Consider the following 17,959-nt stretch of genomic DNA (forward strand, 5'->3'; position numbering starts at 1 on the left):
ACGCCGCACCACACGCACGAAACCGCACCGTGCGCCAGACAGGAGGCACGACACCAGCCCGCCCCGCGCCTCCAGGCCAGACGCACACGAGTCCACCGCACCGTGCGCGCTCCGCCACTCGGTGCGAGCTTGCCCGCACAGAGCCGGCCTACAAGGCCGCACCGGACAAGCAACGCCGCACCACACGCACGAAACCGCACCGTGCGCCAGACAGGAGGCACGACACCAGCCCGCCCCGCGCCTCCAGGCCAGACGCACACGAGTCCACCGCACCGTGCCCGCTCCGCCACTCGGTGCGAGCTTGCCCGCACAGAGCCGGCCTACAAGGCCACACCGAACAAGCAACGCCGCACCACACGCACGAAACCGCACCGTGCGCCGGACAGGAGGCACGGCACCAGCCCGACCCGCGCCTCCAGACCAGACGCACACGAGTCCACCGCACCGTGCGCGCTCCGCCACTCCGTGCGGGCTTGCCCGCACGGAGCCGGCCTACAAGGCCGCATCAAGCAAGCAACGCCGCACCAGCCTGACAACGCCGCATGGTGCGCCGCGCGCCCGCGCGCCCGCACCCCGCGACCCGGCCCCGCGCCTCCCGTCAGGCGGTCCAGGCAGCCGGGTGCCGCCGCTGCCAGCGCAACCGGCGCTCGAGCTGCGCGCCGATCGCGAGCAGGACGCGCTCGCCGCCGGGGCGTCCGATCAGCTGCACGCCCATCGGCAGGCCGCCACCGTCGGGGTGGTCGTCGTCGGTCACGCCGACCGGCAGGGTGATCGCGGGGAGCCCGGACACGTTCGCCATCGACGTCCACGGCGAGTACGCGCACTGGCGGCGGAAGTCCTCGTCGGGGTCGTCGCCGTACCAGCCGAGGGGCCGCGGCGTCATCGCGAGGGTCGGCGTGAGCACCGCATCGAACCGGTCGAACGCGCCGATGAGCGTCGTCGAGAAGGCGTCGAGCGTCGTCATCGCGTCGAGGACCTGCGTGCCGGACAGCGCCTGCCCGCGCGCCACGAGCCACGCCACGAGCGGGGTCAGCGACGACAGGTCGATGCCGGGCACCTGCGGCAGGCGGGCGGCGGAACTCTCCCACGCCACCCGGAACGCGTCGGCATACGGCACGCGGGGCATCCGGACGTCCTCGACGCCGTGCCCGACCTCGCCGAGCACCCGCACGGCGGTCTCCACGGCAGCCCGGGCCGCGGGGTCGACGACCACGTCGACGGTGTCGTCCCACGGCGAGCCCTCGAGCACCCCGACGACGAACCGGCCCTCGCCACGGACGGCGGCCGCGGTGAACGGCCCCTCGCCGACGTCGGGGGTGACGAGCGCGTAGGGCGACGGCTCCGGCAGCCCGGTCGGCACGACCAGCGCGTCGAGCAGCATGCCCGCATCGGCGACGGACCGGGTGAGCGGCCCGGCGACGGACAGGCCACCGACGCCGGAGCGGCCGGGCATCGACGGCACGCGGCCGCGGCTCGGCTTCAGGCCGACGAGTCCGGTCGCCGCGGCGGGGATCCGCACCGATCCGCCGCCGTCCGACCCGACCGCGGCGGGCACGAGTCCGGCGGCGACGGCGACGGCTGCACCGCTCGACGACCCGCCCGGCGCGCGCGTGGTGTCGTAGGGGTTCCGCGTCACGCCGAGCCGGGTCTCGGACGACGAGGACATGCCGAACTCCGGTGAGGCGGTCTTGCCGAGGCTGACGGTGCCGGCCGCGTCGAGCGCGGCGACGAGCGGGTGGTCGGCCGACGCGGGACGCTCCGGCAGACTCGCGGTGCCGTTCCGCGTGGGGACGCCGGCGCGGTCGTACAGGTCCTTGTCGGCGGACGGGAGGCCCCACAACGGTCTCGACGTCGGCACCAGGTGGCCGAGGCGATCGGCTCGGGCCCGGGCCGCGTCCGCGGTGACCGTCACGAAGGCGCCGAGTCCGGCGTCCAGGCGTTCCACGCGGGACAGGTAGTGCTCGGTGACCTCGAGGGCGGTCGCCTCGCCCCGGCGGATCCAGTCCCAGAGTTCCTGTGCGGAGAGGTGGTGGAGTTCGAACACGGCTCCGAGCCTAGGCGGCGGTGGCCCGTATCCTTCGACGGTGGACACCACTCTCCCCTCCGGCACGACGAAGCGCCGGATCGAACTCCGGCTCGTCCGGCCCCTGTTCGCCTGGTTCGCCCGGCCGACCGTCACCGTCGACGGTGTGGGGCACCCGGCCCAGTGGGGCACCGGCACGTGGGCGGTGCCGGACGACGGCGACACGGTGATCGGCGTGTACCTGTTCAACCGCGCGTGGCGGTTCGGGGCGGCATCGGTGTCAGTCGGCGGCGCGACGGCGCTCGAGTACCGGAGAGGGCTGCTGCCGGTGGGTGCGGGTCGGTTGACGCCCCGGGGCTGAGGGTCGCGCCGGGGCGGGCAGGGTCTGCTCGGGCGGCTACTCGAACATCTCGGCGAGGAGCGCGTGCGGGTCCCCGTCGACCGCGTGCGCGGATCGTCGCTCCGGCCAGTGCGTCGTGGCGTCGTCCGGCCAGCACGGCACGACGTGGAGGTGCAGGTGCGGCACGCTCTGGCCGGCGTCTGCACCCGATGCCTGCAGCACGACGGTCCCGGTCGCGCCGAGGGCCCCCTTCATCGCACGGGCGACGCGCTGCGCCAGGGCCGTGGTGGCGGCGAGTGCCGTGGGCCCGGCACTGAGCAGGTCGGCGGTGTGCTCGACCGGCACGACCAGGGTGTGGCCCGGAGCGAGCGCCGAGTCGGGCAGGGGTGCGAAGGCGACGGCGTGCTCCTCGCGTTCGACCCACGTCGCGGGTTCGTCACCGGCGATCACGGCACAGAAGACGCAGGAGTCCATCGGCCCAGTCTGCTGCACGTGGGGTGCCCGCTCCGCGTGGGACGATGGGCGCATGACCGCCACGCTCGTCGCCAAGGGCCTGTCCGGCGGGTACGCCGCTCGCACGCTGTTCGACTCCCTCGACCTGACGGTGGCGCCGGGCGACGTGATCGGGGTCGTCGGTGTGAACGGTGCCGGCAAGTCCACGCTGCTCCGGCTGCTGGCCGGGGTCGACGAGCCGCTGGCCGGCACGGTGTCCCTGGCACCGACGGACGCGTTCGTGGGGTGGCTCCCCCAGGAGCACGAGCGCATCGCTGGTGAGACCGTCGCGGCGTACCTCGGGCGGCGGACCGGCTGCACCGAGGCGACCGTGACGATGGACGCAGCGGCGGCGGCGCTCGGCGACCCCGACGCCGGCGACGCAGCGGCCGACCGGTACTCGGCGGCGCTCGACCGCTGGCTCGCCGCGGGGGCTGCCGACCTGGAGGACCGGATCCCGGCGGTGCTCGCCGACCTCGGCCTCGAACCCGGCACCGGCGACTCCGGTGCGGACGGCGTCGGCCCGGACTCCCTGATGACCGCGCTGTCCGGTGGGCAGGTCGCCCGCGTCGGGCTCGCCGCGCTGCTGCTGTCGCGGTTCGACATCGTCCTGCTCGACGAGCCGACCAACGACCTCGACCTGGACGGCCTCGACCGGCTCGAGGCGTTCGTGCGCGGGCTGCGCGGCGGGGTGGTGCTCGTCAGCCACGACCGTGAGTTCCTGGCGCGCTCGGTGACCTCCGTGCTCGAACTCGACCTGGCGCAGTCGTCGAACCGGCTGTTCGGCGGCGGGTACGACTCGTTCCTCGAGGAGCGCGAGATCGCCCGGCAGCACAAGCGTGACGCGTACGACGAGTTCGCGTCGACGAAGGCCGACCTGGTCTCGCGGGCACGGACGCAGCGCGAGTGGTCGAGCCAGGGTGTCCGGAACGCCATGAAGAAGAGCCCGGACAACGACAAGATCCGCCGTCGCGCCGCCTCGGAGTCGAGCGAGAAGCAGGCGCAGAAGGTCCGGCAGATGGAGTCCCGCATCGCCCGGCTCGACGAGGTCGAGGAGCCGCGCAAGGAGTGGCAGCTCGAGTTCACGATCGGCAACGCACCCCGGTCGTCGGCCGTCGTCGCGACGCTGTCGGATGCCACGTTCACCCAGGGTGACTTCACCCTCGGCCCGGTCTCGCTGCAGGTCGACGGCGGTGACCGGATCGGCATCACCGGCCCGAACGGCGCCGGCAAGTCCACCCTGCTGCGGGCGCTGCTCGGCAAGCAGGCGCCGACGACGGGCACGGCCTCGCTCGGGTCCAGCGTCGCGGTCGGCGAGGTCGACCAGGCGCGTGCGGCGTTCACCGGTGACCAGCCCCTGGCAGCGGCGTTCGAGGCGATCGTCCCCGAGTACACCACCGCCGACGTCCGGACGCTGCTCGCGAAGTTCGGGCTGAAGGCGGACCACGTCGGCCGACCTGCCTCGGCGCTCTCCCCCGGCGAGCGCACCCGGGCCGGACTCGCGCTGCTGCAGGCCCGCGGGGTGAACGTGCTCGTCCTCGACGAACCGACCAACCACCTGGACCTCACCGCGATCGAGCAGCTCGAGCAGGCGCTGGAGTCCTACGACGGGACCCTGCTGCTCGTCACACACGACCGGCGCATGCTGGAGACCGTCCGACTCGACCGGCAGTGGCGGGTCGAGGGCGGCACCGTCACCGAACGCTGACGGATCCACCGAGGGGGAAGCACCATGCGACGCAACACCTGGATCGCGACGACCGCCGGGGTGGTGGTGCTCGCCGTCGCTGCCGTCGTGGTGGGAGTGACCGTCGGGTCGCCAGCACCGGAGCCGACCCGCGCGGCCCGGGCCACGACGACACCGACCCCGAGCGCCACGCCGAAACCGAGGCCGACGCTCGCGGCCGTCCCCGCTGCACCGTCCGACGCGACCCTGGCCGCGCTGCCGTTGGCGTTCCACGACGCCGTCGTGCCGCAGTTGCTCGACGGCGGGGACGTGGAGCCCGAGGACACGTGGCAGATCGCGACCCCGCGCACGCAGCTCGTCGCCCTGTACGCGAGCCCGTCGAGCCGCGCCCGGCCGGTGGCGACCCTGTCCCACCTGGTGTCGACGATCAACCGACCCGCGGCGACCGCGGTGTGGGGTCGCTCCCCCGGCAAGGACGGCGGGATGCTCCTGGTGTCGACCCCGTCCCGCAACCGCACCCCCGGTGACGGCGGCGACCCGGACGCCCCGAGCGCGACGTTCGCCTGGGCCCGGGCCGCCGACTTCACCGTGACGCGCACCGACCGGATGATCACGGTCGACGTCGCGGCGAGCACCGTGTCCGTCGTCACCCGGAAGGGGAAGGTCACCGCCACCGAGGCCGCGCGGCTCGGCACCCCGGAGGACCCCACACCGGCCGACACCGCCACCTACGTCGAGGCGGCGTACGTCGACACCCGCGTCGCGTACACGCAGGGCAACCCGATCATCCTGACCGGGGCGCACTCGTCCCGGATTCCGTCGTACGGCGGCAACGCGGCACTGACCGCGTTGCACTACTACCCGGACCCGACCGGCAGCTCGCACGGATGCGTCCGGATCTCGGCGGAGATGACGAAGACGCTCGCGGCGCTGCCCGTCGGCACCCCGATCCGGTTCAGCTGAGCGACGGGCCGGCGGACACCGGGGCGGGAACCGACCGGGTCAGTGGAACGGGCAGCGGCCCCGGACCTCGCCACCCGAGGCCGGCTTCGTCGGCAGTCGGCGGCGGTCGACCTGGAGCCCGTCGTCGAGGATCGTCAGCCGCGGGTCGCTCAGCACCGAGACCGCGGCCGCGAGTGCGGCGATCGCGACCTTCTCGCCGGGGCACCGGTGCCCCGTGGCGACGTCGGCACCGCCGTGCGGGACGAACGTCGTGATGGACTCGAAATCGTCCACGCCGAGGAACCGCGACGGGTCGAACTCGCCGGCACGCTCCCACGAGCGCTCGTCGGTGTCGGTCCCGGTGATGTCGAGCACCACGCGCCCGCCGGCGGGCAGGTGTTCGCCGTCCAGCTCGACGTCCGTGGTTGCCCAGGCGGGCAGCATCGGCACGAACGGCGCGGTCCGGCGGATCTCCTGCGCGAAGGCGACGGCGAGCGGGCCGTCGACGCGCGGCCCATCGACGCGCGGCCCGTCGACACGCGGCCCGTCAGCGGCGTCGGCCGCCGCGCTCTCGGCGGCGATCCGTTCCCGCCACTCCGGCCGGTCGTGCAGTTCCTTCGCCGCGAACGCCACGAACCGGGCCACCGCGATGGCCGGCCGGATGCTGTTCTGCAGTTCGATGCCGGCCAGCCGCGCCGGCAGCAGCGCCCCGGAGGGGTCCCGGTGCCACGCCCACTCGTGCAGGGCGGTGTGTGGCTCGGGGTTCAACCGGCCACCGCGCACGGCCTCGACCAGCCGCCGGGCGTGCCGGTCCGACCAGTGCCGGTTCAGGACGGCCTGCAGGTACTCCGGTGAGTACGGCACCCCGAAGCCGTCGACGACCTGGGCGAGCCGCCCCGCCCAGCGGGTCTTCGCCGCCGGAGTCCCGGGCAGCCCGGCCCACCGCATGACGGCGCGGCCGATCGCGACGACGGCCGCGTCGTACGCCGACCGGGTACCGCCGGCGAGCCAGGCGTCGCGTACGGTCGCCCACTCCCGGGTCAGCAGGGGTGCGAGGCGCCGGACTTGCTCGTCCTCGTACGCGACGTCGACGAAGGTGGCCTTGCGGTGGTGGTGCTCCGCCCCGTCGAGACTGTGCACCGAACCGACGCCGAACAGCGTCCGCTGGACGATCGCCGGCATCGCGCCGTGGCGTGCCGTGCGGTCGCCGTCGTAGAACAGCCCGACGCCCTCGGCACCACGCACGAGCAGCGCCGGACGTCCGAGCAGTCGGAAGCCCACCGCCCGCGCCCCCGGGCGGGTCCGGCGCCACAGGTGGGCACCGAACCCGTAGCCGCGGGTCAGGAGCGAGAGGGAGTCGTCGATCGCCATGCGGCCATGCTGCCGAGCGCCGCCCGATCAGGCTCTCGGGATCCGGACCAGTCCGAGCCGCGCCACGACCTCGGCGCTCTCCTCTTCCGGGGTGCGGTCGGCAGCGATCGTCAGGTGGGCCTCGTCGGACTGCGGCGGCTCGAGCGTGGCGAGCTGCGACTGCAGCAGCGACGTCGGCATGAAGTGCCCGGAACGCTGCGACATCCGCTCCTCGATGAGCGCACCGTCACCGGCCACGTGCACGAACACCACCCCGGGGGCCCGCAGCACGTCGCGGTACGAGCGCTTCAGGGCCGAGCAGGTCACGACGCCGTTCGTCCCGGCGTCCAGGTGTCCGCGGATCCAGCCGGCGACGACGTCGAGCCACGGCCAGCGGTCCTCGTCGGTGAGCGGGGTGCCGGCGTGCATCTTGTCGACGTTCGCCGGCGGGTGCATCGCGTCGCCCTCGGCGAACTCCCACCCGACCTGCTCCGCCACCATGGCGGCGACGGTCGACTTGCCGGACCCGGAGACCCCCATCACGACCAGGACGCGGGCGTCCAGCCCGGCGTCGGACGCACCGGCAGCAGCAACTCCTCCTGCGCCGCTCATCGGATGAACACCCCGGCCAGCAGGACCCCGAGGAGACCGAACACCGAGATGAGGCACTCGAGCACCGTCCACGTCTTGAACGTCTGCCCCACCGTGGTGCCGAGGTACCCCTTCACCAGCCAGAACCCGGCGTCGTTCACGTGCGACAGGAACACCGAGCCGGCACCGATCGCGAGCACGAGCAGGGAGGTCATCGGCGTCGACAGATCGGCGGCGATCGGCGCCATGATGCCGGCGGCGGTCACCGTGGCGACCGTGGCCGACCCGGTCGCCACGCGCACCAGGGCCGAGACGACCCAGGCGACGAGCAGCACCGAGACGCCAGAGTCCTTGACGGCGTCGGCGATCACGCCGCCGATCCCCGTGTCGATGAGCACCTGCTTGAAGCCACCGCCGGCGCCGACGATGAGCAGCACCCCGGCGATCGGGGGCAGCGCGCTCTCGAGCGACTTCGACACCGCCGAGCGGTCCATGCCACCGCCGATCGCGAAGAAGACCATCGCGTAGACGGCCGCGATGCCGATGGCGATCATCGGCGAACCGAGGAAGTCGAGCAGGCTCACCCACGAGCCGGCGGCGTCGGGGGCGGTGGCCTCTCGGATCGCCTGGGCGAGCATGAGCACGACCGGCAGCAGGATGCCGATCAGGGCGACGGTGAACGACGGGCTGCGCGGCTCGCTGATGACGCGCGTGAAGTCGCTCTTGCCGTTGGGCAGGGACGCGGTGTCCTGCGTGGCGGGGCCGCGCCGGGCCTCCCGTCCGGGGTGTGCCGGGTCGTCGGCGAAGGCGGCGGACCCGGAACCCGACCCCGAACCCGGCCCGGCGGTGGCGACCGCCCCGCGCGACCCGAACATGTCGGGGACGGGGATGTCGACCCAGCGGGCCGCGAAGCGGGCGAAGAGCGGCCCGGCCAGGATGATCACCGGGATCGCCAGCACGATGCCGAAGGCGAGCGTGGTGCCGAGGTTCGCGCCGACGGTGGAGATCGCGACGAGCGGGCCGGGGTGCGGCGGGACGAACGCGTGCATCGTCGACAGGCCGACCAGGGCGGGGACGGCGATCTTCATGATCGGCACCTCGCTCCGCTTGGCGACCAGCACGATGATCGGGATGAGCAGGACGAGCCCGACCTCGAAGAACATCGGCAGTCCGATGAGCGCACCGATCAGGGCCATCGTCCACGGCAGCGCCGCCTTCGACGACTTCCGCACCAGGGTGTCCACGACGCGGTCCGCTGCGCCCGAGTCGACGAGCATCTTGCCGAACATCGCCCCGAGCCCGACGAGGATGCCGACGCTCGTCATGGTCGCGCCGAAGCCGTCACCGAAGCTCGTGACCGCCTTGTCGGGAGCGAGCCCCGCGCCGATGCCGACGCCGAGTGCGCCGATCGTGAGCGCGATGAACGGGTGCACCTTGAGCCAGGTGATGAGCGCGATGATCACCACGATGCCGACGAGCGCCGCGATGATCAGCTGCGGGATCGAACCGGACGGGTCGACCGTCTCGGTGGTGCCACCTGCGGCGAGCAGGTGGTCCGGGAGAGCGTGAGGCATCAGCGCCCCTTCCTGGAGTCGCTGCTGCGCGGCTCCGTCGCCTTCGTGTCGAGGGTGGATTGGCGCGACGAACGCCGACCCTCAATAATCTGATTAATCAGACTATACGACGTCGTCCCGCGCGCCAACCGCCCGTCCCCGGAGTCTGCCGCTTCGATGGGACCGGTGTCACGACGACCGCGTGACCCGTACTGCACGGAGGAAACGATGCCCACCGCACGCGGACTGCACGCCCACGTGCTCGACACCCTGGGCCAGCGGATCGTCGACGGCGACCTGCCCACGGGTTCCGTCGTGCGACCCGAGCTGGTCGCCGACGAGTTCGGGGTGTCCCGCTCGGTCGTCCGCGAGGCCCTGCGGGTCCTGCAGTCCCTCGGCCTGGTCGAGCCCCGGCAGCGGGTCGGCACGCTCGTCCGCGACATCACCGCGTGGGAGCTGCTCGCCCCCACCGTGATCCGGTGGCGCGGTACCTCACCGGCGTACTTCGTGCAGCAGCGCGAGCTCGTCGAGCTCCGGCTCGGCGTCGAACCGGTCGCGGCGTCCCTGAGCGCCGGCTCCGCGGGCGCGGACGCCGTGCTCGCCGCCGCCGAGGACATGCTCGACGCCTGCGGACGCGAGGACAGCCGCGCCTACCTGGAGGCCGACGTCCGCTTCCACCGTGCCCTGCTCACCGGGTCGGGGAACGCCGTGTTCGCGCACTTCGCCGGCACGGTCGAGGCGCTGCTCCGCACCCGCACGTCGGAGTCGCGCGACCCCATCACGCGCTGGACGCGCGAGGCGGCACTCCGGCACCAGGCGGTCGGGCGCGCAGCGGTCGACGGTCACGCGGACGCCGCGGCGGCGGCGGCCACCGCGCTGCTCCGCGTGACGCGCGACGAGTTCATCACCGAGGCGCCGGCAGGCTGACGCGACCGGGCGACGGCCTGGAGGCGCGTGCCGAGGCCGCCACGGGCCTCCCGTCCGCCCCGCGGCCGCGTCTCGAGCGTGACGCGCGTCGACCGCGTCGGCTCCGTCAGCGTCGTCGCGCGAACAGCCGCGGGCCGCGCAGGCGGAGCCGCATCGTGACGGTGCCGAGCCAGCGGTCGTACTTGTAGCCGACCTTGCCCATCCGGCCCACTTCCTCGAAGCCGAGCCGCTCGTGCAACCGGATCGACGCCTCGGCCTGCCGGTCCGCGATGACCGCGACGACCTCGCGCACGCCGGCCGACCGGCACTCGTCGAGCAGCGCCTCCATCAGCGCGCGGCCGAGCCCCTTGCCACCGGACGCGGCGCCGAGGTAGATCGAGTCCTCGACGACGTGGTTCGAGCGGTCCCGCGGGTTCCACGCGTCGACCAGGGCGTACCCGAGGATCTGCCCGGCGGGGTTCTCCGCCACCAGGAACGGCAGGCGGCGCTTCCGGATGTCGTCGTAGCGCTTCTTCCACGCGGCGTACGTGAACGCCGCCGGGTCGAAGGTCACCGACGAGTTGCGGACGTAGTGCGTGTGGATCTCGCGCACGTGGGGCAGGTCCCCCACCTCGGCCGCACGGATGCGGTACTCGAAGGCCGTCTCGGTCGCCGCCGGGGCACGCAGGTGCCGCGGCAGGACCCGCCGTCGCTGGTATTCCTCCTCGAGCACGTGCCGAGCCTACTGAGCGGGCAGCGTCCAGTCGACGGGCGGTGCGCCCTGCGACTCGAGCAGCGCGTTCACCTGCGAGAACGGGCGGCTGCCGAAGAACCCGCGCGACGCGCTGAGCGGGCTCGGGTGGGCCGACGCGACGACCGGGGTGTCGCCGAGGAGCGGTCGCACCGACCCGGCCTGGGCGCCCCAGAGCACGGCGACGAGCGGGGTGCCACGTGCGACCAGGGCGCGGACGGCCTGGTCGGTCACCGCTTCCCAACCCTTGCCGCGGTGACTGCCGGCCTCGCCCGCCTGCACGGTGAGCACCCGGTTGAGCAGCAGGACGCCCTGGTCGGACCACGCGCGCAGGTCGCCGTGCGGCGGGGGCGTCACCCCGAGGTCGTCGGCGAGCTCGCGGTAGATGTTCGCCAGGCTCCGCGGCACCGGACGGACGGCCGGGTCGACGGCGAAGGACAGCCCGATCGGGTGGCCCGGCGTCGGGTACGGGTCCTGCCCGACGACCAGCACCTTGACGGCGTCGAACGGGGTCGTGAACGCGCGGAGCACGTCGCCGCCCGCTGGCAGGTAGTGGCGACCGGCCACGGTCTCGTCCCGGAGCCACGCGCCGATCCGGTGCACGTCGGGCTCGACCGGCGCGAGGGCATCGGCCCAGCCGGGGTCGACCAGGTCGGCGAGCGGCCGTGGTTCCACGTCGGCTACACGCCCATGGTGGCGACGGCCACCGACTCCTCGCCGGCCATCACACGCCAGACGCTGCCGGTCCCGCGGACCTCGAGCGCGCCCTCGCCGACGACGAGCGTGGTGTCCTCGTCGATCGCGAGTCCGGCGGTGACGAACTCGGCCTCGGCGCTGGCGATGAGCCGCGCGAGCGTGCCGGCCTGCACCGCGTGCACGTCGATGGTCAGGTCGACCAGGCCGAGGCCCTCGCGGAGCTCGACCTCGTCCAGCCCCTCGGACGCCGCCTCGGGGCAGATCTCGACGCCGCCGATGCGCCAGCCGCCCACCAGGGCACGGTCGGCGGCGATCATCGCACCGGCCGAGTAGCCGAGGTAGGGCAGCCCGTCGGCGACGAGCAGCCGGAGCTGGTCGACGAGCGGGGCGATCGCCGCCAGGTAGTCGGGGGTGACGCCGCCGCCGACCACCAGGGCGTCGACATCGCTCAGGACGGTGGTGTCGAAGACCTGACCGGCCGCGACCTCGGTGACGAGCACCTCGGCCGTGCGCGGGCCGCCGAGGACCTCGGCGATGTCGGCGGTCGACGACGGGCTGCCGCCGTCCGGGCCCGCCACGGAGAGCAGGGCGATGCGCGGGACGCTCCGGCCGACCGCTGCCGAACGGGCGGTCGCCTCGGCGAGGAACGGCGCTGCGGCGTCCGAGGCGGCGAAGAGACCGCCCCCGACCAGGTGGATGCTCACGACTCGGCCGTCACGGGGGCGAGGGCGCTCCACGGGAACGTGATCCAGCCGTCGACCCGACGCCACACGTGGTCGGGCTCGAGGACCGTGCCGGGCTTCGAGTACAGGCAGGCGCTCCGGACGTCGGCACCCGCGTTCCGGATGATGTCGACCACCAGGCGCAGGGTGCGGCCGGAGTCCGACACGTCGTCGACGACGAGGACCCGCTTGCCGGACAGGCTCGGGGCGTCGAGGGCGGGGGCGAGCACGACCGGCTCCTCCAGCCGCTGCTCGACGTCGGTGTAGAACTCGACGTTGATCGAGCCGCACTCCTTGGTGCCGAGGGCGTACGCCACGGCGCCGGCGATGATCAGTCCGCCGCGGGCGACGGCGACGACGACCTCGGGCTCGAAGCCGCTGGACAGGACGTCCTTGGCGAGCAGGCGTGCGGCGTCACCGAACTCGAGCCAGCCGAGTACCTCGGGCCCGCTCGTCACGGTCACGGTGGACGGAGCCGCGGGCTCGGGTTCGCTGCTGATCGGCATCCGACCACGGTACCGGCAGGGAGCCCGCGCCCGCGACCCGCGCCCGCCGCCCGGGCGCTGCGCGGGTCCGGCGCGGGTCGGCTCAGCGGGGCGTCAGCGGGCCGCGCGCCAGCTTGTGCTGCGCCGACTGCGCCACCGGCCGGATCGTCACGAGGTCGAGGTTCACGTGTGCCGGCAGCTCCACGGCGTGCACGATCGCCTCGGCGACGTCGTCGGCCACGAGCGGCTCCGGCACGTCGTCGTACACCGCGGCGGCCTTCTGCTCGTCCCCACGGAACCGGGTGAGCGCGAACTCGTCGGTCTTCACCATGCCCGGCGCGATCTCGACGACCCGGATCGGCTCGCCGTTCAGTTCGAGCCGGAGCGCGCCGACCAGGGCGTGCTCGGCGAACTTCGCGGCGTTGTAGCCGCCACCGTTCTCGTACGCGACGAACCCGGCGGTGCTGGTCACCGTGACGATGTCGGCGCTCCCGGACTCCCGAGCGCGGTCGCGCAGGTGCGGCAGCAGCGCGGAGACGACGCGCTTCGTGCCGATCACGTTGACCTCGAACATGGCGCGCCAGTCGTCGACGTCGGACTCCTCGACGCTCGCCGAGCCGAACGCCCCACCGGCGTTGTTCACGAGCACGTCGGCACCGCCGAGGTCCGCGACCCGTGCGGCCAGCGCCGCCACGTCGTCGGCGTCCGTGATGTCGGCGACCAGGGTGTCGGCCCCGGTCTCCGCGGCGAGCGCCTCGAGCTTCGCGGCGCGGCGGGCCACGGCGAGCACGTCCCAGCCCCGCGACCGGAACAGCCGGACGGTGGCCGCCCCGATGCCCGAGCTCGCTCCGGTGACGACTGCGCGCCGTGCTGCCATGTGATCTGCCTCCTGCGTCGGTGACCGGGCGTGTGGTTGCCCGGTCCGCCCACCGTACCGAGCGGGACGCTTCCGGCACCGCACCGGGCCGTCCAGGTCACGATCCGGTAACGTGACCGGCGATGACGACGGATGCCGCCCCTCCCGCCCCCTCGGCCCCGGCGACGCAGCTCGAGCCCGGTCGAGCCCCGCGCCGGATCCCGATGTGGGACACCGCGCGGTTCGTCGCGGTCACGCTCGTGGTCATCGGCCACGCGATCCAGCGGCAGACGCCGGCGAGCGAGCACGCCCTGGCGCTCTACACGTTCATTTACGCGTTCCACATGCCGGCGTTCGGTGTGATCAGCGGCTACTTCTCGTCGGCGGACACCCCGACGGCGAAGCGCATGCGGCGGACGATCACGGACATCGTCGTGCCGTACATCATCATGCAGACGATCTGGACCGTGGTGCAGGGCATCGTCGAGGGCGGCAAGGACTTCAACCCGACGAAGCCGACGTGGACCCTGTGGTTCCTGCTGGCCCTGGGCATCTTCAAGCTGATCCTGCCGTACCTGGCGCAGCTGCGGTGGCCGCTGTTCTGGGCGGTCGTGTTCAGCATCGGCGTCGGCTACTTCGACAACGTCGACTCGACGCTCTCGCTGTCCCGCGCGATCAGCCTGCTGCCGTTCTTCCTGCTCGGGTGGCAGGTCAAGCAGTGGGGCGTCTTCGACCGCTGGTACGAGGCGTCCCGTCGCACCGTCGTCCGGGTGCGGATCGCCGCCGTCGTGGTGTTCGCGGCATGGGCGGTGTCGTGCGCGGTCTGGATCCCGCAGTTCAAGGAGTTCGACCTGCACCACTGGTTCTTCTACGACGACTCCTACTCGGGGCTCGGCGAGGACGCCTGGTGGGCGGGTGCGGTGCGCTTCGGCCTGATGCTGCTCGCGACCCTGCTGACGGCGTCGTTCCTGGTGCTCATCCCCCGTCGGAACATCTGGATCACCCAGTTCGGCGCGGCGACGATGTACGTCTACCTGCTCCACACGTTCGTGCTCTACCCGATCCGGGAGTCCGGCGTCCTGGCCGGCGAGCACTCGGCCTGGCCGTTCGTGCTCCTCATGGTCGTCATCGCGTGTGCCGTGAGCCTCTTCCTGGCGCAGCCCTTCGTGCGGCGCGGGATGCGGTGGCTGCTCGAGCCGAAGGTCGACTGGCTGTTCCGCCGCGACGCGGCGTAGCGGTGCCACCTCGCACCGTGCGCGCTACTCCGGCCGGTGCGAGCTTGCCCGTTCCGTGCGGCGCGGCAGCGCCGCACGGAACCACCGACCTCGCACCGTCCGACGGAACCCCGCACCGTGCGCGTTCCGTCGGCCGGTGCGAGCTTGCCCGTCCCGTGCGGCGCGGCAGCGCCGCACCGAACCACCGACCTCGCACCGTCCGACGATGACAGCACGGTGCGGACGGACGGCCGGACGGACTGGAGGCGCGGGGCGGGACCGGCGCGCGCGTTACGTCCCGAGGCGGGTGCGGTGGTGCGGGCCCGGCCACCTGCGTACCGTGACACCCGACGCACAGCCGCGCCGCGCCTCCAGGCCGAGCGCAGGGCGACCCGACGACCAGCCGCACCGGACAGGAGCACCAAGATGACCGAGCACGACGCCGCGCAGTGGCAGTTCGAGACCACCCAGGTCCACGCCGGCGCACAGCCGGACCCGACCACCGGGGCTCGGGCGACGCCGATCTACAAGACGACCTCGTACGTCTTCGCGAACTCGGACGAAGCGCGCGACCTGTTCGCGCTCGCCAAGCCGGGCAACATCTACTCCCGGATCATGAACCCGACGAACGACGTCGTCGAGCAGCGGATCGCCGCGCTCGAGGGCGGTTCCGGGGCCCTGCTCGTCGCGTCCGGCCAGGCTGCCGAGACCTACGCGGTGCTGAACATCGCGGGGGCGGGTGACCACATCGTGTCGTCGTCGTCGATCTACGGCGGCACGTACAACCTGTTCAAGTACACGCTGGCGAAGCTCGGCATCGAGACGACGTTCGTCGAGGACCAGGACGACCTCGAGGAGTGGCGCCGCGCCGTCCGCCCGAACACGAAGCTGTTCTTCGCCGAGACCATCGGCAACCCGAAGATCAACGTCCTCGACATCACGGGCGTCAGCGACGTCGCCCACGAGTCCGGTGTCCCGCTGATCGTCGACAACACGATCGCGACGCCGTACCTGATCCGTCCGTTCGAGCACGGTGCCGACATCGTGGTGCACTCGGCCACGAAGTTCCTCGGTGGCCACGGCACGGTCATCGGCGGGATCATCGTCGACGGCGGGAAGTTCGCCTGGTCGCAGCACGCCGACCGGTTCCCGGAGTTCAACACGCCCGACCCGTCGTACCACGGTGCGGTCTTCGCCGAGGCGGTCGGCAACGAGCTCGCCTACATCGTGAAGGCCCGGGTGCAGCTGCTGCGTGACCTCGGTGCGTCGAACTCGGCGGACACGGCGTTCGCGCTGCTGCAGGGCATCGAGACCCTGTCGCTCCGCATCGAGCGGCACGTGTCGAACGCGCAGGAGATCGCGGAGTGGCTCGACCAGCACCCCGACGTCGCCACGGTCGCCTACGCCGGGCTGCCGACGTCGCCCTGGTACGCGGCCGCGAACCGGTACGCGCCGAAGGGCGTCGGCGCCGTGCTGTCGTTCGAGCTCAAGGGCGGGGTCACCGCGGGCAAGGCGTTCGTCGACAACCTGCAGCTGTTCTCGCACCTGGCGAACATCGGCGACGTCCGCTCGCTCGTCATCCACCCGGCGTCGACCACGCACTCGCAGCTCACCCCCGAGCAGCAGCTGACCACCGGGGTCACGCCCGGCCTGGTGCGCCTGTCGGTCGGCATCGAGAACATCGCCGACCTGAAGGCCGACCTCGAGGCCGGCCTCGCCGCGGCCCGGGCGATCGCGCAGGAGAGCCAGCGCGCGTAGGGCCCGCGCGGCCGCGCCTGCCTGCCTGGCTGGCTGGCTGCCGATGCGCGTGCATGTTGCGACGTCCCACGTGTCGATCGACGCGTGGGACGTCGCTCGTTGCACACGCATCCGGTACGTGCGCATGGTGCGACGATCCACGAGTCGAACAACGCGCACGATGTCGGAACATGCGCGCGCACGGAACGGCGAGCACGGCCCGAAGGCCGGCCACGCGCCGGGCGTGACGTAACACGGCGGCGGCGACCCGCGCCTCCCGGCAGACTGGACGCACGATGGACTGGCAGACGACCCCCGAGGACTCCGTGCCGTCCACCCTGGTGCCCGGCACCGAACTCGGCACCCTCGGCAAGCCGCCCGTGACCGGTGCATGGCGTCCCGGTGACCACCCGGGTGCACGCCACTTCGAGTCCCTCGGCGAGCAGTGGGTGCGCGGCGGCCGCCTGCCGTCCGTGCGCGTGGCGTACGAGACGTGGGGCACGCTCAACGCCGCCCGTGACAACGCGGTGCTCGTCCTGCACGCACTGACCGGGGACTCGCACGTGACGGGCGCAGCCGGCCCGGGCCACCGCACCGCCGGCTGGTGGGGCGACGTCGTCGGCCCCGGCCGGGCGATCGACACCGACCGGTGGTTCGTGATCGCGCCGAACATGCTCGGCGGCTGCCAGGGCACCACCGGGCCGTCGTCGGTGTCGCCGTCGGGCGCGGAGTGGGGCGCACGGTTCCCGTTCGTGACGGTGCGCGACCAGGTCGAGGTGCAGGCGCAGCTCGCCGACCGGCTCGGCATCGAGACCTTCGCGGCGGTCGTCGGCGGGTCGATGGGCGGCATGCACGCCCTCGAGTTCGCGGTCTCGCACCCTGCGCGCGTGCAGCGGCTGGCGGTCCTCGCGTCGACGGCGCAGACCACCGCCGACCAGATCGCGGCGAACTCGCTGCAGCGGGCGGCGATCCAGATGGACCCGGCGTTCGCGGGCGGCGACTACTACGAGGCCGAGGCCGGCGAGGGCCCGCACCGCGGACTCTCGCTGGCCCGGCGGATGGCGCTGATGACCTACCGGGCGTCGGACGAGCTGAACAGCCGCTTTGCGCGGTCCTGGCAGAGCGACGTCTCCCCGCTCGGCGATGACGGCCGGTTCTCGGTGGAGAGCTACCTCGACTTCCACGGCAACAAGTTCACCCGGCGGTTCGACGCCTCGAGCTACGTGACGCTGACGTACGCGATGGACTCGCACGACGTCGGCGCCGGGCGCGGCGGGGTGTCGGCGGCACTCAGGCTGGTGACCGCGCGGACCCTGGTCGTGGGGATCTCGAGCGACCGGCTGTTCCCCGTCGAGGACCAGCACCGGATCGCCGCGGGCGTGCCGGACGCGCTCGACGGGGACTCCGCAGCGGTGATCGACAGCGAGTTCGGACACGACGGGTTCCTCATCGAGCACGAGCAGGTCGGGGCGCACCTGCGACGGTTGCTCGAGTCCTGAGCGGGCCCGCCTGCCACTTCGGCGCGCCGAAGGCCCCCCAACGGGTGGCGCGCGTGGAATGATGGCGTGGAGCTCGGCACTGACCGACGCTCGGTTTCCCGCACCGCCAGATCGT

17 protein-coding genes are annotated in these 17,959 nt (G+C 73.0%); 7 read left to right on the plus strand and 10 right to left on the minus strand.

Annotation, left to right across the window (positions count from 1 at the left end):
* Positions 1–598: 598 nt before the first annotated feature.
* Entirely contained in the window at positions 599–2,044 is a 1,446-nt protein-coding gene (locus DEJ04_RS16660; RefSeq protein ID WP_111047803.1) for an amidase, read from the minus strand.
* 40 nt (positions 2,045–2,084) lie between these two features.
* Here DEJ04_RS16660 and DEJ04_RS16665 point away from each other — a divergent pair, with 40 nt between their 5' ends.
* Entirely contained in the window at positions 2,085–2,384 is a 300-nt protein-coding gene (locus tag DEJ04_RS16665; protein WP_111047804.1) for a hypothetical protein, read from the plus strand.
* A 36-nt stretch (positions 2,385–2,420) separates the two neighbouring features.
* On the opposite strand, the gene DEJ04_RS16670 is transcribed toward DEJ04_RS16665, so the two are convergent.
* A complete protein-coding gene (locus DEJ04_RS16670; protein ID WP_111047805.1) occupies positions 2,421–2,837 on the minus strand; it encodes an HIT family protein in 417 nt (138 codons plus the stop codon).
* A gap of 52 nt (positions 2,838–2,889) precedes the next feature.
* Between DEJ04_RS16670 and DEJ04_RS16675 the strand changes: the two genes are divergently transcribed.
* Together DEJ04_RS16675 and DEJ04_RS16680 are read left to right on the plus strand one after the other, a co-directional pair.
* Positions 2,890–4,563 carry an ABC-F family ATP-binding cassette domain-containing protein gene (locus tag DEJ04_RS16675; protein WP_111047806.1) on the plus strand — a complete coding sequence of 558 codons (1,674 nt, stop codon included), beginning with the start codon at positions 2,890–2,892 and terminating at the stop codon, positions 4,561–4,563.
* A gap of 24 nt (positions 4,564–4,587) precedes the next feature.
* Positions 4,588–5,505 carry a L,D-transpeptidase gene (locus DEJ04_RS16680; protein ID WP_111047807.1) on the plus strand — a complete coding sequence of 306 codons (918 nt, stop codon included), beginning with the start codon at positions 4,588–4,590 and terminating at the stop codon, positions 5,503–5,505.
* A 39-nt stretch (positions 5,506–5,544) separates the two neighbouring features.
* On the opposite strand, the gene DEJ04_RS16685 is transcribed toward DEJ04_RS16680, so the two are convergent.
* The 3 genes from DEJ04_RS16685 to DEJ04_RS16695 are packed head-to-tail and all read right to left on the minus strand — an operon-like array spanning position 5,545 to position 8,999.
* Positions 5,545–6,855 carry a cytochrome P450 gene (locus DEJ04_RS16685; protein WP_111047808.1) on the minus strand — a complete coding sequence of 437 codons (1,311 nt, stop codon included), beginning with the start codon at positions 6,853–6,855 and terminating at the stop codon, positions 5,545–5,547.
* A gap of 27 nt (positions 6,856–6,882) precedes the next feature.
* Positions 6,883–7,446, minus strand: a complete 564-nt coding sequence (locus DEJ04_RS16690; protein WP_027465812.1) for a gluconokinase — start codon at positions 7,444–7,446, stop codon at positions 6,883–6,885.
* A complete protein-coding gene (locus DEJ04_RS16695; protein WP_071404580.1) occupies positions 7,443–8,999 on the minus strand; it encodes a GntP family permease in 1,557 nt (518 codons plus the stop codon). The genes DEJ04_RS16690 and DEJ04_RS16695 overlap by 4 nt, the downstream gene beginning before the upstream one ends.
* Positions 9,000–9,206: 207 nt before the next feature.
* On the opposite strand from DEJ04_RS16695, the gene DEJ04_RS16700 reads away from it, so the two are divergent.
* The gene (locus DEJ04_RS16700; RefSeq protein ID WP_181437867.1) at positions 9,207–9,905 is read left to right on the plus strand and encodes a FadR/GntR family transcriptional regulator; all 699 of its coding nucleotides are present in this window, start codon (positions 9,207–9,209) and stop codon (positions 9,903–9,905) included.
* A 106-nt stretch (positions 9,906–10,011) separates the two neighbouring features.
* On the opposite strand, the gene DEJ04_RS16705 is transcribed toward DEJ04_RS16700, so the two are convergent.
* The 5 genes from DEJ04_RS16705 to DEJ04_RS16725 all read right to left on the minus strand — a co-directional run bounded on the left by DEJ04_RS16705 (position 10,012) and on the right by DEJ04_RS16725 (position 13,415).
* A complete protein-coding gene (locus DEJ04_RS16705; RefSeq protein WP_027465815.1) occupies positions 10,012–10,617 on the minus strand; it encodes a GNAT family N-acetyltransferase in 606 nt (201 codons plus the stop codon).
* 9 nt (positions 10,618–10,626) lie between these two features.
* On the minus strand, positions 10,627–11,310 hold the full coding sequence (locus DEJ04_RS16710) for a uracil-DNA glycosylase (protein ID WP_111047810.1): 684 nt from the start codon (positions 11,308–11,310) through the stop codon (positions 10,627–10,629).
* A 5-nt stretch (positions 11,311–11,315) separates the two neighbouring features.
* Entirely contained in the window at positions 11,316–12,035 is a 720-nt protein-coding gene (locus tag DEJ04_RS16715) for a Type 1 glutamine amidotransferase-like domain-containing protein (protein WP_111047811.1), read from the minus strand.
* Complete coding sequence (locus DEJ04_RS16720) at positions 12,032–12,559, minus strand: phosphoribosyltransferase (RefSeq protein WP_181436808.1); 528 nt, start codon at positions 12,557–12,559, stop codon at positions 12,032–12,034. The genes DEJ04_RS16715 and DEJ04_RS16720 overlap by 4 nt, the downstream gene beginning before the upstream one ends.
* Positions 12,560–12,641: 82 nt before the next feature.
* Positions 12,642–13,415, minus strand: coding sequence for an SDR family oxidoreductase (locus tag DEJ04_RS16725; RefSeq protein WP_111038593.1), 774 nt, complete (start codon positions 13,413–13,415; stop codon positions 12,642–12,644).
* A 122-nt stretch (positions 13,416–13,537) separates the two neighbouring features.
* Between DEJ04_RS16725 and DEJ04_RS16730 the strand changes: the two genes are divergently transcribed.
* The 3 genes from DEJ04_RS16730 (at position 13,538) to DEJ04_RS16740 (ending at position 17,844) form a co-directional block, all read left to right on the plus strand.
* Positions 13,538–14,629 (plus strand): acyltransferase family protein, encoded by a 1,092-nt coding sequence (locus DEJ04_RS16730; protein ID WP_111047812.1) that lies wholly within the window; start codon positions 13,538–13,540, stop codon positions 14,627–14,629.
* Positions 14,630–15,034: 405 nt separating this feature from the next.
* Complete coding sequence (locus DEJ04_RS16735; protein WP_071404574.1) at positions 15,035–16,366, plus strand: bifunctional o-acetylhomoserine/o-acetylserine sulfhydrylase; 1,332 nt, start codon at positions 15,035–15,037, stop codon at positions 16,364–16,366.
* A gap of 275 nt (positions 16,367–16,641) precedes the next feature.
* Entirely contained in the window at positions 16,642–17,844 is a 1,203-nt protein-coding gene (locus DEJ04_RS16740; protein WP_111047813.1) for a homoserine O-acetyltransferase, read from the plus strand.
* Positions 17,845–17,959 lie beyond the last annotated feature (115 nt).

It is taken from the genome of Curtobacterium sp. MCLR17_044, from assembly GCF_003234435.1.
Classification (GTDB): Bacteria; Actinomycetota; Actinomycetes; order Actinomycetales; family Microbacteriaceae; genus Curtobacterium; species Curtobacterium flaccumfaciens.

What these genes read in the sequence shown, in the direction of transcription:
- DEJ04_RS16720 (WP_181436808.1), bottom strand. Translation starts at nt 12,559, where the DNA reads ATGCCGATCAGCAGCGAACCCGAGCCCGCGGCTCCGTCCACCGTGACC.
- DEJ04_RS16695 (WP_071404580.1), bottom strand. Translation starts at nt 8,999, where the DNA reads ATGCCTCACGCTCTCCCGGACCACCTGCTCGCCGCAGGTGGCACCACC.
- DEJ04_RS16700 (WP_181437867.1), top strand. Translation starts at nt 9,207, where the DNA reads ATGCCCACCGCACGCGGACTGCACGCCCACGTGCTCGACACCCTGGGC.
- DEJ04_RS16670 (WP_111047805.1), bottom strand. Translation starts at nt 2,837, where the DNA reads ATGGACTCCTGCGTCTTCTGTGCCGTGATCGCCGGTGACGAACCCGCG.
- DEJ04_RS16680 (WP_111047807.1), top strand. Translation starts at nt 4,588, where the DNA reads ATGCGACGCAACACCTGGATCGCGACGACCGCCGGGGTGGTGGTGCTC.
- DEJ04_RS16690 (WP_027465812.1), bottom strand. Translation starts at nt 7,446, where the DNA reads ATGAGCGGCGCAGGAGGAGTTGCTGCTGCCGGTGCGTCCGACGCCGGG.
- DEJ04_RS16740 (WP_111047813.1), top strand. Translation starts at nt 16,642, where the DNA reads ATGGACTGGCAGACGACCCCCGAGGACTCCGTGCCGTCCACCCTGGTG.
- DEJ04_RS16730 (WP_111047812.1), top strand. Translation starts at nt 13,538, where the DNA reads ATGACGACGGATGCCGCCCCTCCCGCCCCCTCGGCCCCGGCGACGCAG.
- DEJ04_RS16685 (WP_111047808.1), bottom strand. Translation starts at nt 6,855, where the DNA reads ATGGCGATCGACGACTCCCTCTCGCTCCTGACCCGCGGCTACGGGTTC.
- DEJ04_RS16735 (WP_071404574.1), top strand. Translation starts at nt 15,035, where the DNA reads ATGACCGAGCACGACGCCGCGCAGTGGCAGTTCGAGACCACCCAGGTC.
- DEJ04_RS16675 (WP_111047806.1), top strand. Translation starts at nt 2,890, where the DNA reads ATGACCGCCACGCTCGTCGCCAAGGGCCTGTCCGGCGGGTACGCCGCT.
- DEJ04_RS16725 (WP_111038593.1), bottom strand. Translation starts at nt 13,415, where the DNA reads ATGGCAGCACGGCGCGCAGTCGTCACCGGAGCGAGCTCGGGCATCGGG.